Source organism: Paracoccus seriniphilus (genome assembly GCF_028553745.1).
Taxonomy (GTDB): domain Bacteria; phylum Pseudomonadota; class Alphaproteobacteria; order Rhodobacterales; family Rhodobacteraceae; genus Paracoccus; species Paracoccus seriniphilus.
This window is the reverse complement of the sequence record NZ_CP067129.1, coordinates 2,720,910-2,736,109: the sequence shown is the minus strand read 5'-3', so window position 1 is coordinate 2,736,109 and position 15,200 is coordinate 2,720,910. Positions and strand designations below refer to the sequence as shown.

Here is a 15,200-nt window from a genome sequence, read left to right as displayed (position 1 = left end):
AATGCTGCAAGGTGAAAGCGCGGTTTTCAAGCCGGGCGCAGACAGCTAGAACCGCCTCTAACCGCAGATGAAGGACCCCCATGAGCGATCAGCCCACCCCGATGATGGCGCAATATCTTGCGATCCGCGAGGCGAACCCCGGCGCGCTTCTGTTCTATCGTATGGGCGATTTCTACGAGATGTTCTTTGATGACGCAGTGCAGGCCGCCGCCGCGCTGGACATCGCCCTGACCAAGAGAGGCACGCATGGCGGACAGCCGATCCCGATGTGCGGCGTGCCGGTCCATGCGGCCGAAGGTTACCTGCTGACCCTGATCCGCAAGGGCTTTCGCGTTGCCATTGCGGAACAGATGGAAGACCCGGCCGAGGCCCGCAAGCGCGGCTCGAAATCGGTCGTGGCGCGCGATGTCGTGCGGTTGGTGACGCCGGGCACGCTGACCGAGGAAACCCTGCTGGAGGCGCGGCGTCACAACTTTCTGGCAGCCTTCGCGCAGATCCGCGAGGAAGGAGCGCTGGCATGGGTGGACATTTCGACCGGCGCATTTCAGGTCATGCCCTGTCCCCTGTCGCGCCTTGCGCCGGAACTGGCGCGGCTGGCACCGCGCGAATTGCTGGCGCTCGAGGGATCGGGGCTGGAAGATCTGGCGGCCGAATCCGACGCGCAACTGACCGATCTGCCTGCAGGCGCCTTTGACAGCACCGCCGGCGCGCGCAGGCTTTGTGCGCTTTACGGCGTGGAAACATTGGACGGCTTTGGCAGCTTTGAACGCGCCGAACTGTCGGCAATGGGTGCGATCGTCGACTACCTGGATATGACTCAAAAGGGCAAACTGCCGCTGATGCGCCCACCGGTCCGCGAATCCGCGGGAGGGGCGATGCAGATCGATGCGGCAACCCGGCGCAATCTGGAGCTGACGCAGGCCCTGTCCGGTGGCCGCGAAGGTTCGCTGCTGACGGCGATTGACCGCACGGTGACGGCAGCAGGTGGACGCTTGCTGGAGCGGCGCATCAGTGCGCCGTCGCGGGATCTGGCGCTGATACAGGCCCGGCAGGACGCCGTGGCGCAACTGGTCGAGGATCGGCGGCTGGCCACTGATCTGCGCGAGGCCCTTGGCCGCGTGCCCGATATGGACCGTGCGCTGTCACGTCTGGCGCTGGAGCGCGGCGGCCCGCGTGATCTGGCTGCGATCCGCGCTGGTCTGACGCAGGGGGCGCTGATTGCCGAAACGGTGGCACCGGATTCCGCGCAGATCCTGCGCGAGGCCGCCGCCGATCTGACCGGCCATGACGAACTGATCGATCTTCTGGATGATGCCTTGGTCGCCGAACCGCCGTTGCTGGCCCGCGACGGCGGCTTCGTTGCGCCGGGCTTTGACGAGGATCTGGACGAGACCCGGCGTCTGCGCGACGAAGGTCGCGCGGTGATTGCGGGAATGCAGGCGCAATATGCGGAACTCTCGGGGGTCAGCAGCCTCAAGATCAAGCATAACAACGTGCTGGGCTATTTCATCGAGACGACCGCCACCCATGCTGAAAAGATGCTGGCGCCGCCCTTGAATGAGACCTTCATCCATCGCCAGACCACGGCCAATCAGATCCGCTTTACCACCGTGGAACTGTCCGAGCTGGAAACACGCATCCTCAATGCCCGTGACCGCGCACTGGAGACCGAGCGAGAGATATTCGCCCGGCTGCGTTCGGCGGTGCTGGCGCAGGCGGGTCCGATCGGGACAGCGGCGCGGGCGCTGGCCGAGATCGACCTGACAGCCGCCTTTGCCGATATTGCCGCAGGTGAGGGCTGGACGCGTCCGCAGATGGATGACAGCCGTGCCTTTCAGATCGAGGGTGGCCGTCACCCTGTTGTCGAACGTGCGCTGAAGCGCAAATCGGAAAGCTTCGTGGCCAATGACTGCGACCTGACCAGCGGGGAAACACCTGCAATCTGGCTGCTGACCGGTCCGAACATGGCGGGTAAATCGACCTTCCTGCGCCAGAACGCCCTGATCGCGGTGCTGGCGCAGGCGGGCTCTTTCGTGCCGGCCCGGCGCGCGCATATCGGTCTGGTCAGCCAGCTGTTCAGCCGCGTGGGGGCCGCCGATGATCTGGCACGGGGGCGGTCGACCTTCATGGTCGAGATGGTGGAAACCGCGGCGATCCTGAATCAGGCCGATGATCATGCTCTGGTGATTCTGGATGAAATCGGGCGCGGCACGGCGACCTGGGATGGCCTGTCCATTGCCTGGGCGGTGATGGAGCATCTGCACGCCGCCAATCGTTGTCGCGCCCTGTTTGCCACCCATTACCACGAGATGACGGCCCTTTCCGCGCGTCTGGACGGGGTTGAAAATGCGACTGTGGCCGTGCGCGAATGGGAAGGCGATGTGATCTTCCTGCACGAGGTGCGCAAGGGCGCGGCAGATCGCAGTTATGGGGTGCAGGTGGCGCGGCTGGCCGGGCTGCCCGCTTCGGTGGTCGAGCGCGCGCGCGAAGTTCTGGATGCGCTGGAATCTGGTGAACGCCAGGGGGCCTCGCGCCCGGCAGCCCTGATCGATGATCTGCCGCTGTTTCGCGCCGCGCCCCCTGTGGCCCAGCCCGCCAAAAGTCAGGCCAGCCCTCTGGACGCGCGGTTGAAAGACGTGCATCCCGATGCAATGTCCCCGCGCGAGGCGCTGGAACTGATCTATGAACTCAAATCCCTGTCCGGAGATACCGCATGAGCTATAACACTTTCGGTCGCGAATTCCGGTTCACCACCTGGGGAGAAAGCCACGGTCCTGCGCTTGGCGCGACCGTCGATGGGACACCGCCCGGCGTGCCGCTGAGCGAAGAGTTCATCCAGCAGTTCCTGGACCGTCGGCGCCCCGGCACGTCGAAACACACGACCCAGCGCAAGGAACCCGATCAGGTGCGCATCCTGTCGGGCGTGTTCGAGGGTCGCACCACCGGCACGCCGATCCAGCTGATGATTGAAAACACCGACCAGCGCTCCAAGGATTACGGCGAGATCGCGACCAGCTTTCGCCCCGGCCATGCCGATATCAGCTATCATCTGAAATACGGCCTGCGCGATTATCGCGGCGGCGGGCGTTCCAGCGCGCGCGAAACCGCTGCGCGGGTCGCGGCGGGCGGTGTGGCGCAGGCGGTGTTGGCGCATCTGCTGCCCGAACTGAAGATCACCGGCTACATGGTGCAGATGGGCGAGATGCATCTGGATCGCGCCCGCTTTGATCCGCAGGCCATTTCCGGCAACCCGTTCTTTCTGCCCGATGCGACCGCAGTCCAGGCATGGTCGGATTATCTGGATGGCATCCGCAAATCCCGGAACAGCGTCGGCGCGGCGCTCGAAGTGCTGATCCAGGGCTGTCCCGCCGGGCTGGGTGCCCCCGTCTATGCCAAGCTGGATACCGATCTGGCAGCAGCCATGATGTCGATCAACGCGGTCAAGGGCGTCGAAATCGGCGAAGGCATGGCTGCCGCCGCGCTGACGGGCACGGAAAATGCCGATGAAATCCGCATGGGTCCGGACGGTCCGCAGTTCCTGTCCAATCACGCGGGGGGGATTCTGGGCGGAATCTCGACCGGGCAGGACATCGCGGTGCGCTTTTCGGTCAAGCCGACCAGTTCGATCACAACGCCACGCAAGACGATCAACCAGCATGGGCAGGAGGTCGATCTGATCACCAAGGGCCGTCATGATCCCTGCGTCGGAATCCGTGCCGTGCCGGTGGCCGAGGCCATGGCTGCCTGCGTCCTGTTGGATCATCTGATGATGGATCGTGCCCAGACCGGCGGGAAACGTGGTGAAATCGGCTGAATGTGACAACCGCAGGGTGTCGGCCGGGCTTCTGGTCGGTGCTGTTACATAACTGTCATCTATTTGTCGTGTGAGCGTCATTCTTCACGCTTAGGTCGGGGGCAGCCCTTTCAGGGAAATGACCGACCCAGGAGTGATCCATGAACACCACGAAATTCACCGTATCGGCGATTGCATTGATCGCGGTTTCGGCGACCGCCGCCGCTGCACGCGACCAGATCCGCATCGTCGGTTCGTCGACCGTTTTCCCCTATACCCAAGCCGTGGCAGAAGAATTCGCCAATCAGACCGGAGCGCCCGCGCCGATCGTCGAATCGACCGGCACCGGTGGTGGCATGCAGATCTTCTGCGAGGGCATTGGTGAAGATACCGCCGATCTGACCGGTGCTTCGCGCGCCATGAAGAAATCGGAATACGATCTCTGCGTCAGCAATGGCGTGACCGATATCTCGGAAGCCCTGATCGGATATGACGGTCTGTCGCTGGCCGTCAGCCGCGAGAATGAGACCGACTGGAACCTGACGCTGGCCCAGGTCTTCATGGCTCTGGCCGCCGAAGTGCCCCAGGACGGCAAGATGGTTGCGAACCCCTATACGAAATGGTCGGAAATCGACAGCTCGCTGCCCGACACCGATATCGTTGTTCTGGGCCCGCCCCCGACCTCGGGGACCCGCGATGCTTTCGTCGAGCTGGCCATGCATGCCGGCTGTGAATCGATCGAGGAAATCGAGGCCATCGCCGAAGCTTCGGGCAATGACGACTGGGTCAAGGAAAACTGCTCGCGCATGCGCACCGACGGTCCGTTCATCGAAGCTGGTGAAAACGACAATCTGATCGTGCAGCGTCTGAACAGCGACCCCAACGCCCTGGGCATCTTTGGCTATTCCTTCCTGTTCGAAAACCGGGACACGCTGAAAGACGTCAAGCTGAACGGCGTCGAGTCTACGATGGAGACCATTGCTTCGGGGGACTATCCGCTGTCGCGTCCGCTGTTCTTCTACGTCAAGAACGCGCATCGCGGCGTGATCCCGAATCTGCAGGAATTCGTCGAGGAATACATGTCGGAAAACGCCCTGGCACCCGGTGGATATCTGGAAGAGCGTGGTCTGGTCGCATTGGATGACGCCGAACGCGCTGCGCTGCAGGAAGCTGTCACGACCGGTTCGGTCAAGCTTGAAGTGACCGAGTAACCATTTCTTACCAGCCCCGCCCGGAACCATCCGGGCGGGGCAATTTTGCACGAGGTCGCGATGACGGGAATAGCCTTTGCGATGCTGCTTACGGCGGCGCTTGCTGGATATATGATGAACAGACGGGCCGCATTGGCCCTGCGCGACGGCGGGCAACGTCTCCATTCTCTGGGAATGTTCCACGGATTGTATGCTGCATTGGCCGTTCTGGTGCCCGCCATCGTGGTCACACTCTTGTGGCTGGCCCTGCAGGGGGCGGTCATCAACTCGATCGTGATGGCAGGTCTGCCCCATGAAGCGCTGGATTCATTGGACCATGGCGCACGCCAGTTGGTTCAAAGCGAGATCCAGTCGATTTCGCAGGGACGGATCTTTGGCACCCCCGAGCAGTGGAAGATCGATGCCGCCGCGCGGCTGAACCTGCTGTGGGCGCTTTCGGGCTGGTTGCTGGTCGCGGTTGTTGCCGCGGTGATTGCCGCCGCGCTCTACGTGACGCGCAGGTCGGTCTCGGCCCATTTCCGGGCCCGTCAGGCGGTCGAGCGGATCATTCTCGGGCTGCTGATTTCCTGTTCTGTCGCGGCCATCTTCGTGACCCTGGGCATCGTCCTGTCGCTGGTCTTTGAATCGATCCGCTTCTTCCAGATGGTGCCGCTAACCGATTTCCTCTTTGGCACCCAGTGGGAACCGCAGATGCCGATCCGTGCCGATCAGATTGCCGCAGAAGGCGCATTCGGCTGGCTTCCGGTGCTGATGGGCACGCTGGTCATTACCTTTGTCGCGATCATGATCGCCGTTCCGGTCGGGCTGATGTCGGCGATCTATCTGAACGAATTTGCCAGCAAGCGCTTTCGCGCCGTTGCCAAGCCGGTCCTCGAGATCCTGGCGGGCATCCCGACCGTTGTTTACGGCTTCTTTGCCATTCTGACCGTGGCCCCGGCAATCCGCGCCTGGGGCGAGGCGCTGGGGATTCCGGTGGCCCCCAATACTGCGCTTGCCGCGGGCGGGGTCATGGGGATCATGCTGATCCCGTTCATTTCCTCCTTCGCCGATGATGCGCTGTCAGCGGTTCCCGGCAGCCTGCGCGACGGCAGCATGGCCCTGGGTGCGACGCGCTCGGAAACCGTGTTGAAGGTGCTGTTCCCGGCGGCCATCCCGGGCATCGTCGGGGGCGTTCTTCTGGCCATCAGCCGTGCCATCGGTGAAACCATGATCGTGGTGATGGCGGCGGGTCTTATTGCCAAGATGACGATCAACCCGCTGGACAGTGTCACCACGGTGACCGTTCAGATCGTGACCCTGCTGATCGGCGACACCGCCTTTGACAGCCCCAAGACACTGGCCGCCTTTGCGCTGGGTCTGATGCTGTTCATCGTGACCCTGCTGATCAATATCGTCGCCCTGCGCGTCGTGCACAAATACCGTGAACTCTATGACTGAGGCTCGAAGCGACATGACCGATCAATCAAGCGGCTCTCTGGCGCGCAACCATGACTGGACCTCGGAGCGGTTCCGCAAGAACCTGTCCCGCCGTCGCCGGAACGAGACGATCCTTCGCGGTCTTGGTCTGGGCGCGATCGGATTGGCATTCCTGATGCTGGCGATCCTGCTGTGGACGCTGATCTCGGGTGGGACGCAGGCGTTCCGTCAGACCCATGTTGCAATCGAGGTTCCGGTTTCGGCCGAACTGGTCGATCCCGAGAACCCGGCAAAGGGAAATTATCGCCGCATCATGCGCGACGCGATGCAGGGGACTTTCCCCGAGGCAGACAGTTCGGAACTGAAGGGGCTTTCGGGCATCCTGTCCAATGCCGCCCAGTTCCTGGTGCGTGACGAGGTCGTGGCCGATCCCTCGCTGATCGGCAGATCGGTCGAAATCAATGTGCCGGTCTCGGACCCCTATGATCAGCTGAACAAGGGCAATGTGGATGTCGATTCGGATGAATCGCATCGACGCCTCAGCGATGCGGATATTGCCGCCTTTCAGGAATTGAAGGATCAGGGCCGCATCACCCTGCCGCTGAACTGGGGGCTGATCACCAATGCGGATTCCCGCTTTCCTGAACTCGCCGGTCTGCGCGGTGCGATCATCGGTTCGGCTTATGCGCTGCTTGTCTGCTTTCTGATCTCTTTTCCGCTGGGAATCGGCGCTGCGATCTATCTTGAGGAATTCGCGCCCAAGAACCGGTTCAGCGATGTGATCGAGGTGAATATCAACAATCTGGCCGCCGTGCCCTCGGTCGTTTTCGGCCTGCTTGCCCTGGCGGTGTTTCTGGGCTGGTTCGGGATGCCAAGGTCTGCGCCCTTTGTCGGCGGGCTGACGCTGGCGCTGATGACGCTGCCGACGATCATCATCGCCACCCGTGCGGCGTTGAAGGCGGTGCCGCCCTCGATCCGCGAGGCGGCGCTGGGAATCGGCGCCTCCAAGCAGCAGGTGGTCTTTGGTCACGTCCTGCCTCTGGCCATGCCGGGCATCCTGACCGGCACGATCATCGGCCTGGCGCAGGCCCTTGGGGAAACGGCACCGCTGCTGCTGATCGGCATGAATGCCTTTGTGACGGCGGCACCGGCAACGCCCTTTGATGCCTCGACAGCGCTGCCGACGCAGATCTTCATCTGGGCCGACAGCCCGGAACGGGGTTTCGTTGCACGCACTTCGGCCGCTATTCTGGTGCTGTTGGGCTTTCTCGTGATGATGAACGCAATCGCCATCTTCCTGCGCAGCCGTTTTGAGCGCCGCTGGTAAGGGCTGAAAGGAGGCCAGAGATGTATGACATGAACCGAGACCGAGTGGAGAACGCCGTGGACCAGGACGAAATCAAGATCTCGGCAAGGAATGTGCAGGTCTATTACGGCGACAAACATGCCATCAAGGATGTGAATGTCGAAATTCTGGACAAGACGGTCACCGCCTTTATCGGTCCGTCCGGCTGCGGAAAATCGACCTTTTTGCGCTGCATCAACCGGATGAATGACACCATTCCGATTGCCCGCATCGAGGGAGAGATCAGGCTGGACGGCCAGGATATCTATGACCGCCGCATCGACCCGGTGCAGCTGCGCGCCCGCGTCGGCATGGTGTTCCAGAAGCCGAATCCCTTCCCGAAATCCATCTTTGACAATGTCGCCTATGGGCCGCGTATCCACGGTCTGGCGCGCAATCGTGACGAGTTGGATGATATCGTCGAACAGTCGCTGCGTGGCGCAGCCCTATGGAACGAAGTCAAGGATCGCCTGCAGGAACCGGGCACCGGCCTGTCGGGTGGTCAGCAACAGCGTCTGTGCATTGCGCGGGCTGTGGCGACCGCGCCCGAGGTGCTGTTGATGGATGAGCCCTGCTCGGCTCTGGACCCGATCGCGACCGGTCAGGTCGAGGAGCTGATCGAGCAGCTGCGCACGCAGTTTTCGGTGGTGATCGTCACGCATTCCATGCAGCAGGCAGCGCGGGTCAGTCAGAAAACCGCCTTCTTCCACCTTGGCAATCTGGTGGAATATGGCGACACCGACGACATCTTTACCAAACCGAAGGATTCGCGGACCGAGGCCTATATCTCGGGCCGGATCGGTTGACGATCAGGAGGCTGGCACAATGAACCGCGACAAACATATCTCTTCGGCATTCGACCGCGATCTGGAAACCATCCAGGCGCTGGTCGTCAAGATGGGTGGCATGGTCGAGGCCGCCATCAATGACGCAGCCACGGCATTGGAAAACCGTGACGAGGAACTGGCCGAACAGGTCCGGCGCCGCGACAAGGCCATCGACCTGATGGAAGCGCAGATCAACGAGGATGCCGCCCGTCTGATCGCGCTGCGGGCACCGACAGCCACCGATCTGCGCATGGTTCTGGCGGTGATCAAGATCGGCGCTTCGCTGGAGCGCTGCGGCGATTATGCCAAGAATATCGCCAAACGCACCGATGTCCTGTCGCATATGCCCGCAATCGAGGGCTCGGGGCTGGCGCTGCGCCGGATGAGTGCGGCGGTCAACAAGATGCTTCAGGACGCCTTGGACAGCTATATCCGCCGCGACGCGGAACTGGCCGAAGATGTCCGCATGCGCGATCTGGAGGTCGACCAGATGTATAACGCGCTGTTCCGCGAGTTCCTGACCCATATGATGGAAGACCCGCGCAACATTACCGCCTGCATGCATCTGCATTTCATCGCCAAGAACACCGAACGGATGGGCGATCACGCGACATCGATTGCCGAACAGGTCATATATCTTGTCACGGGAGAACTTCCGGATGATCCACGCCCAAAATCAAACAACGTTCCGACCGGTGACGGAGCGGCCCTGGCGGGAGACTAAGTCTATGGCGCGACAAAGCCCCTGTGTTCTGGTCGTCGAGGATGAGGGCGCACAGCGCGAGGTTCTGCAATACAACCTCGAAGCCGAAGGTTTCGAGGTTGTGGTTGCCGACAACGGCGAGGATGCGCTGTTGCTGGTTCAGGAGGAGCAGCCCGATCTGCTGGTTCTGGACTGGATGCTTCCCAAGGTCAGCGGCATCGAAGTCTGCCGTCAGGTCAAGGCAGATCCCGCGACCCGCGGCATTCCCATCATCATGCTGTCGGCACGTGGCGAGGAAACCGACCGCGTGCGCGGGCTGGAAACCGGGGCCGACGACTATGTCGTCAAACCCTATTCCGTGGTCGAGCTGATGGCACGGCTGCGCACGCAGCTGCGCCGCACCCGTCCCGCCAGCATGGGGGAACGGCTCAGCTTCGGCGATATCATTCTGGATGCCGCCGAACATCGCGTCTTTCGCGGTGGTCAGCCGCTGCATCTGGGGCCGACCGAATTCCGGCTGCTGTCCACATTGATGGAAAAGCCGGGGCGGGTCTGGTCGCGTGAACAACTGCTGGACCGGGTCTGGGGGCGTGACATCTATGTCGATACCCGCACCATCGATGTTCATGTCGGGCGTCTGCGCAAGGCGCTGATGCAGAATGGCGGTGACAATCCGGTTCGCACCGTGCGCGGCACCGGATATGCCTTGGGCTGAGACCGGCGTCAGCCGGGGAAGCTCTGCAGAAACTCCTGCACCTCGTCATATGTCGGGATGGCATCGCCCGCGCCCGCGCGCGTGACCTTCAGCGCAGCGGCAGCTGCGGCCAGTTCCAGCGCCGCTGCAATGGTTGCGCCCCCATCCCGTGCGGCGGCGAAATAGCCGGCAAAGGTATCTCCGGCCCCGGTCGTGTCCACGGGGCGTACGGCAAAGGCAGGCTGATGGGTGGTCTCGCCTGTGGTCAGGTCGCGATATTCCGCGCCCTCGGCGCCGCGCGTGATCAGCAACCCCTCCACGGGAATCTCGCCGGGCATGGCTGCGAATAATTGCTCGGCCTCTCCTGCATTCATGGCCAGGACCGAGACATAGGGCAGAACCTCGCGCAAGGCCTGCAGGTCGAAAGGCGCGGCAGAGTAGATGACCTTCGCTCCCTTGGCGCGCGCAGCCTGTGCGGCCTGGACCTGAAGGCTGGTTTCATTCTGCAGCAGCAGCGTGTCGGCAGCGGTGATTTCGTCCATGGCTGCCATCAGGGCGGCGGAATCGATCTGACGATTCGCGCCGGGATGGATCACGATCGAATTCTCGCCCGAGCTTTCCAGCAAGATGATGGCATGGCCCGTTGTCTGTCCCGGCTGCCTTTGGATCAGATGGGTCTGAACACCATAGTCGACAAGGCGTCGGGGCACCCAATCATCGCCATCCGACATGGCGCCAAGATGCAGTGTTGACGCGCCCGCGCGCGCTGCGGCGATCGACTGGTTGGCACCCTTTCCGCCAAGGCCAAGGGCATAGCCTTGTGCCGCGATGGTTTCGCCGGGCTGGGGCAGATGCGCCAGACGGTAGACGTGATCGATATTGATCGAACCCAGATTCCAGATTGCCATGGTTCATTCCCTTGTTGAAGTTATCTGACCGCCGCAGCCTGGGCTTGTCCAGACAAGAAAAAGCGCGCCCGATGGGGCGCGCTTTGTGTCGATGCAATGGCCGGAATATCAGGCGTGTTGCTTCTTGCCCTTGTGCGGTGCCCAGATCCGCTTGTTGGTCAGATAGAGCAGGGCGCTGAGAACGATCAGGAACAGAACCGAGACCAGGCCGACCATCTTGCGGTCCATCATCTTCGGCTCTGCCGTCCACATCAGGAAGGCCGCGACGTCGCGTGCCATCTGATCGACCGTGGCCGGAGTTCCGTCCTCATAGGTCACCAAGTCATCCGAAAGCGGGGGAGGCATGGCGATGTAGCCGGTCGAGAAGGCGGTGTTTTCATAGAAGACGCTGCCTGCCTGTTCCATTTCCTCGCCGGTATAGCTGGTCAGGATCGCATGGATGTATTCGGGTCCGCCGATGCCTTTGAACAGTTGGTTGATCCCGGTCCCATAGGGGCCGTGGAAGCCCGCGCGGGCCTTGGCCATCAGGGACAGGTCCGGGCCCATGCCGTCACCGGTGACCGTGGGGAAGTGATCGGTCGGCAGGCGCGGACGATCCTCGCCGGTTTCAGGGTCGGTGATGTCGAAATTGGCAGCATAGGCACGCACCTGATCTTCCGGCAGTGCCGGGCCACCTTCGTCATGCAGGGTCCGCAGCGGCACGAATTTCATGCCGTGGCAGGCCGAGCAGACCTCGGTATAGACCTGCAGGCCGCGCTGCAGCTGGAACTGGTCGAATTTGCCGAAGGGGCCCTCGAAGCTGTAGGAGATATCCTCGATATGGCCGCCGCCATGGCTGCTGCCGTGTTCTTCTTCTTCGGCGTGTTCCTCGGCATGCTCTTCAGCATGGGACTCGGCTTCCATGGCTTCCGTCGGAGCCGCTGCCGATTCCTCTTCAACCGCGGTTTCGGCGTCATCGCCTGCCGCAGCGTCCTGCTCGGCAGCGCTTTCTTCGATGGCCATCTCGTCAGCCGACGGGGCAGCTTCATCCTGCAGTTCTTCCTCGGCGGCGGGCTGATCCGCCGATTCCGTGGGCTGCAGTTCGGCCGCGTCCTGCTGCTCGGCGACGGTGCTCTCCGGTGCAGCGTCATCCGCCGTGCCGTCAGCCGCCGCGTCTGCGGGGGCTTCGACCGCTTCGGGAGCGGCGGCTTCAGCGGCGGGGGCGACCGGCGCCTGCTCCGCTGCCTGCTCGGTCGGCGCAGGTGTCGCGGTCTCCTGCGCCAGCGCAAAGCCGGTCGCAGAGAGGGTCAGGGCCGCAACAGCCGTGAGCGTCTTGGTTCTCAAGGTCATTGATGGCACTCCTTACTCGGCCATGCGCTTGGGCGCGTCGTAATGGGCGAGAAAATCTTCTTCGATCGTCGCGGGCATCGGCTCGGGCTTCTCGATCACGCCCAGCAGGGGCAGGATGACGAGGAAATAGGCGAACCAATAGGCCGCACCGGCCAGAGCGATATAGGGATAGATGCCCTCTGCCGGCATGGCTCCGACCCACATCAGGATCACGAAGTCGACGGCGACCAGCCAGAACCACCACTTGAACTGCGGGCGGAAACGGCCCGAGCGTACGCGGCTGGTATCCAGCCAGGGCACCAGCGCCATGACGATGATGGCACCGAACATTGCCAGAACCCCGAAGAACTTGGCGTCGATGATGCCAAAGGACAGGAAGTTGACCAATTGCACGACCCAGACATCCGAGGTGAAGGCACGAAGGATGGCGTAGAACGGCAGGAAGTACCATTCGGGCACGATATGCGCCGGAGTCGCCAGCGGGTTCGCCTCGACATAGTTGTCCGGGTGTCCCAGGTAGTTCGGCATGAAGCCGACCACGGCAAAGAACACGACCAGAATGACAGCCAGTGCAAACAGGTCCTTGATGACGAAATAGGGCCAGAAGGGCAGGGTATCTTTCTCGGCCTCTTCCCGGCTGGTGCGCCGCACTTCGACGCCGGTCGGGTTGTTGTTGCCGGTCGTGTGGAACGCCCAGATGTGGACGACGACAAGCGCCGCGATCACGAAGGGCAGCAGGTAATGCAGCGAGAAGAAGCGGTTCAGCGTGGCGTTATCCACCGCCGGTCCGCCAAGCAGCCAGGTCTGGATGGGTTCGCCAATGCCCGGAATCGCGCCGAACAGGCCGGTGATCACCGTCGCGCCCCAGAAGGACATCTGACCCCAGGGCAGCACATAGCCCATGAACGCCGTGGCCATCATGGCCAGATAGATCAGCATGCCGATGATCCATGTCACCTCGCGCGGGGCCTTGTAGCTACCATAGTAGAGGCCGCGGAAGATATGCAGGTAGACCGCAAGGAAGAACAGCGATGCGCCATTGGCATGCAGATAGCGCAGCATATAGCCGCCATTCACGTCACGCATGATATGTTCGACGCTGGCGAAGGCCAGATCGACATGGGGCGTGTAATGCATCACCAGAACGATGCCGGTGACGATCTGCAGCGCCAGGCAGAATGTCAGGACGATGCCCCAGATCCACATCCAGTTCAGGTTCTTGGGGGTGGGGATCATCAATGTGTCGTAAAGCAGACCGACCACCGGCAAACGGCGGTGCAGCCAGCGTTCGGGGCCCGATTTGGGCTCGTAATGGTCGTGCGGAATTCCGGCCATATGCAGTGCCCTCCTCAGCCCAGCTTGATGGTGGTGTCGTTGACGAATTCAGCGACAGGAATATGCAGGTTCTGCGGCGCGGGACCTTTGCGGATACGTCCGGCCGTGTCGTAATGCGATCCGTGGCAGGGGCAGAACCAGCCGTCGAAATCACCGGCACCGTCGCCCATCGGCACGCAACCCAGATGGGTGCAGACGCCGATCATGACCAGCCATTCGCCGGCTTCGTCCAGCGTGCGGTTCTCGTCGGTGGCGGGCTCGCCCGGCTTGTTGAGGTTTTCGGCATCCGGGTCGATCAGCTCGTTCAGCGGAACGGCGCGACCTTCCTCGATCTCGGTTTCGGTCCGGCGGCGAATGAACACCGGCTTGCCCAACCATTTCACGGTCAACTGGGTGCCGACATCGACGCCACTGACATCGACCTGGATCGAGGACAATGCCTGAACATCAGCCGAGGGATTCATCTGGTTCACAAGCGTCCAGGCGGCGGCTCCGGCGGCCACCGTGCCTGCGCCCGCCGTGGCATAATAGAGGAAATCCCTCCGGGTGCCTACGTGGTCATCTGCGTGGGACACGGATCATACTCCATTTCGGGCCGGAAGCCCGGCCGATACGACATTCTGGGCGGCAAGTGATTGCAGCCTTCGCGTCGCGGTTCTAGCGTTCAAATATGCGTCAGTCCAGCCGATAACCCTTTCCTCGGTGTGAGATATCGACGCATATGTTGAAAATATGTCGCTGGCCGGACCAGAGCGACCCGGATGATACGCCCGTGACGGACCGTTTGCGAACTGCTGCGGGATGGCCGCGCCTACAGCAATCCCTGTGCGCGGAAGCTGAGTTCCCGTGATTTTCCGATAATCAGATGATCGTGAATGGTAATTCCCATGCAGTCGGCGGCCTGTGCGATGCGCGCGGTCATGGTTATATCTGTCTCTGATGGAGTCGGGTCACCCGACGGGTGGTTGTGGACCAGAATCAGTGCCGAGGCGTTCAACTCCAAGGCCCGGCGAATGATTTCGCGCGGATAGACCGGCACGTGATCGACCGTGCCCTGGCCCTGTTCGTCATCGGCGATCAGAACATTCTTGCGGTCCAGGAAAAGAACCCGAAACTGTTCGGTCTCGCGATGGGCCATGGCGGTGTGGCAATAGTCCAGCAATTCCTGCCATCCTGACAGCACGGGACGGTTCATGACCCTGGCCCGGGCCAGACGCTGTGCGGCGGCCTCGACGATCTTCAGTTCGGTGATGACGGCGGGCCCGACACCACTGATGTCGGAAAGCCGCGCGGCGGGGGCAGAAAGAACACGATTGAAATCACCAAAGCTGTCGATCAGCCGCCGCGCCAGCGGCTTGACATCCTGACGCGGGATGGCGCGAAACAGCACCAGTTCGAGAAGCTCGTAATCGGGCATGGCAGCCGCGCCGCCATTCATGAAGCGTTCGCGCAGTCGGGCGCGATGATCGGCAAGATAGGACAGCTGCGACCCGGCACGGCCACGTGAATCGCGCCGCGGCATGGCGACGTCGTCTTCGGCCGGTGCGAACAGAGGAAGGGGCATTTCCCCGAAGGCATGATTCTTGTCCATGCCGAAAGATGGCGCGATATCCGTGAAGAACTGGTTAACGCGCCATCA

General features: G+C 62.1%; 13 protein-coding genes. 8 read left to right on the top strand and 5 right to left on the bottom strand.

The features are described 5' to 3' along the window. Nucleotides 1–80 precede the first annotated feature (80 nt). The 8 genes from mutS to phoB all read left to right on the top strand — a co-directional run bounded on the left by mutS (nt 81) and on the right by phoB (nt 10,010). Nucleotides 81–2,717, top strand: a complete 2,637-nt coding sequence (mutS, locus tag JHW44_RS13385) for a DNA mismatch repair protein MutS (RefSeq protein ID WP_089342430.1) — start codon at nt 81–83, stop codon at nt 2,715–2,717. Next, nucleotides 2,714–3,814, top strand: coding sequence for a chorismate synthase (gene aroC, locus JHW44_RS13380; protein WP_089342431.1), 1,101 nt, complete (start codon nt 2,714–2,716; stop codon nt 3,812–3,814). Before mutS ends, aroC begins: the two co-directional genes overlap by 4 nt. 140 nt (nt 3,815–3,954) lie before the next feature. After that, the gene (locus JHW44_RS13375) at nt 3,955–5,004 is read left to right on the top strand and encodes a substrate-binding domain-containing protein (RefSeq protein WP_089342432.1); all 1,050 of its coding nucleotides are present in this window, start codon (nt 3,955–3,957) and stop codon (nt 5,002–5,004) included. 60 nt (nt 5,005–5,064) lie between these two features. Next, nucleotides 5,065–6,441: a phosphate ABC transporter permease subunit PstC gene (gene pstC / locus JHW44_RS13370; protein ID WP_089342433.1), complete on the top strand. Its 1,377-nt coding sequence runs from the start codon at nt 5,065–5,067 to the stop codon at nt 6,439–6,441. 13 nt (nt 6,442–6,454) lie between these two features. Continuing rightward, nucleotides 6,455–7,747: a phosphate ABC transporter permease PstA gene (gene pstA, locus JHW44_RS13365; protein ID WP_089342434.1), complete on the top strand. Its 1,293-nt coding sequence runs from the start codon at nt 6,455–6,457 to the stop codon at nt 7,745–7,747. A 29-nt stretch (nt 7,748–7,776) separates the two neighbouring features. Beyond that, entirely contained in the window at nt 7,777–8,571 is a 795-nt protein-coding gene (pstB, locus tag JHW44_RS13360; protein ID WP_089342836.1) for a phosphate ABC transporter ATP-binding protein PstB, read from the top strand. A 19-nt stretch (nt 8,572–8,590) separates the two neighbouring features. Continuing rightward, entirely contained in the window at nt 8,591–9,316 is a 726-nt protein-coding gene (gene phoU / locus JHW44_RS13355; RefSeq protein WP_089342435.1) for a phosphate signaling complex protein PhoU, read from the top strand. A 4-nt stretch (nt 9,317–9,320) separates the two neighbouring features. Then, nucleotides 9,321–10,010 (top strand): phosphate regulon transcriptional regulator PhoB, encoded by a 690-nt coding sequence (phoB, locus tag JHW44_RS13350; protein WP_089342436.1) that lies wholly within the window; start codon nt 9,321–9,323, stop codon nt 10,008–10,010. Nucleotides 10,011–10,018: 8 nt separating this feature from the next. Here phoB and JHW44_RS13345 read toward each other — a convergent pair whose 3' ends face one another. From JHW44_RS13345 to radC, 5 genes are all read right to left on the bottom strand, one after another. After that, nucleotides 10,019–10,897 (bottom strand): ribokinase, encoded by an 879-nt coding sequence (locus JHW44_RS13345; RefSeq protein WP_089342437.1) that lies wholly within the window; start codon nt 10,895–10,897, stop codon nt 10,019–10,021. A gap of 108 nt (nt 10,898–11,005) precedes the next feature. Then, complete coding sequence (locus JHW44_RS13340) at nt 11,006–12,226, bottom strand: cytochrome c1 (RefSeq protein WP_089342438.1); 1,221 nt, start codon at nt 12,224–12,226, stop codon at nt 11,006–11,008. Nucleotides 12,227–12,238: 12 nt separating this feature from the next. Beyond that, nucleotides 12,239–13,561: a cytochrome b gene (gene petB, locus JHW44_RS13335; protein WP_089342439.1), complete on the bottom strand. Its 1,323-nt coding sequence runs from the start codon at nt 13,559–13,561 to the stop codon at nt 12,239–12,241. A gap of 14 nt (nt 13,562–13,575) precedes the next feature. Next, nucleotides 13,576–14,136: a ubiquinol-cytochrome c reductase iron-sulfur subunit gene (gene petA, locus JHW44_RS13330; RefSeq protein WP_089342440.1), complete on the bottom strand. Its 561-nt coding sequence runs from the start codon at nt 14,134–14,136 to the stop codon at nt 13,576–13,578. Nucleotides 14,137–14,372: 236 nt separating this feature from the next. After that, nucleotides 14,373–15,152, bottom strand: coding sequence for a RadC family protein (gene radC / locus JHW44_RS13325; RefSeq protein ID WP_089342441.1), 780 nt, complete (start codon nt 15,150–15,152; stop codon nt 14,373–14,375). Nucleotides 15,153–15,200: the final 48 nt, after the last annotated feature.

Coding starts and splice junctions, on each gene's coding strand:
- JHW44_RS13375 (WP_089342432.1), top strand. CDS start 3,955: ATGAACACCACGAAATTCACCGTATCGGCGATTGCATTGATCGCGGTT.
- pstC (WP_089342433.1), top strand. CDS start 5,065: ATGACGGGAATAGCCTTTGCGATGCTGCTTACGGCGGCGCTTGCTGGA.
- aroC (WP_089342431.1), top strand. CDS start 2,714: ATGAGCTATAACACTTTCGGTCGCGAATTCCGGTTCACCACCTGGGGA.
- pstA (WP_089342434.1), top strand. CDS start 6,455: ATGACCGATCAATCAAGCGGCTCTCTGGCGCGCAACCATGACTGGACC.
- radC (WP_089342441.1), bottom strand. CDS start 15,152: ATGGACAAGAATCATGCCTTCGGGGAAATGCCCCTTCCTCTGTTCGCA.
- pstB (WP_089342836.1), top strand. CDS start 7,777: ATGAACCGAGACCGAGTGGAGAACGCCGTGGACCAGGACGAAATCAAG.
- phoU (WP_089342435.1), top strand. CDS start 8,591: ATGAACCGCGACAAACATATCTCTTCGGCATTCGACCGCGATCTGGAA.
- mutS (WP_089342430.1), top strand. CDS start 81: ATGAGCGATCAGCCCACCCCGATGATGGCGCAATATCTTGCGATCCGC.
- phoB (WP_089342436.1), top strand. CDS start 9,321: ATGGCGCGACAAAGCCCCTGTGTTCTGGTCGTCGAGGATGAGGGCGCA.
- JHW44_RS13340 (WP_089342438.1), bottom strand. CDS start 12,226: ATGACCTTGAGAACCAAGACGCTCACGGCTGTTGCGGCCCTGACCCTC.
- petB (WP_089342439.1), bottom strand. CDS start 13,561: ATGGCCGGAATTCCGCACGACCATTACGAGCCCAAATCGGGCCCCGAA.
- JHW44_RS13345 (WP_089342437.1), bottom strand. CDS start 10,897: ATGGCAATCTGGAATCTGGGTTCGATCAATATCGATCACGTCTACCGT.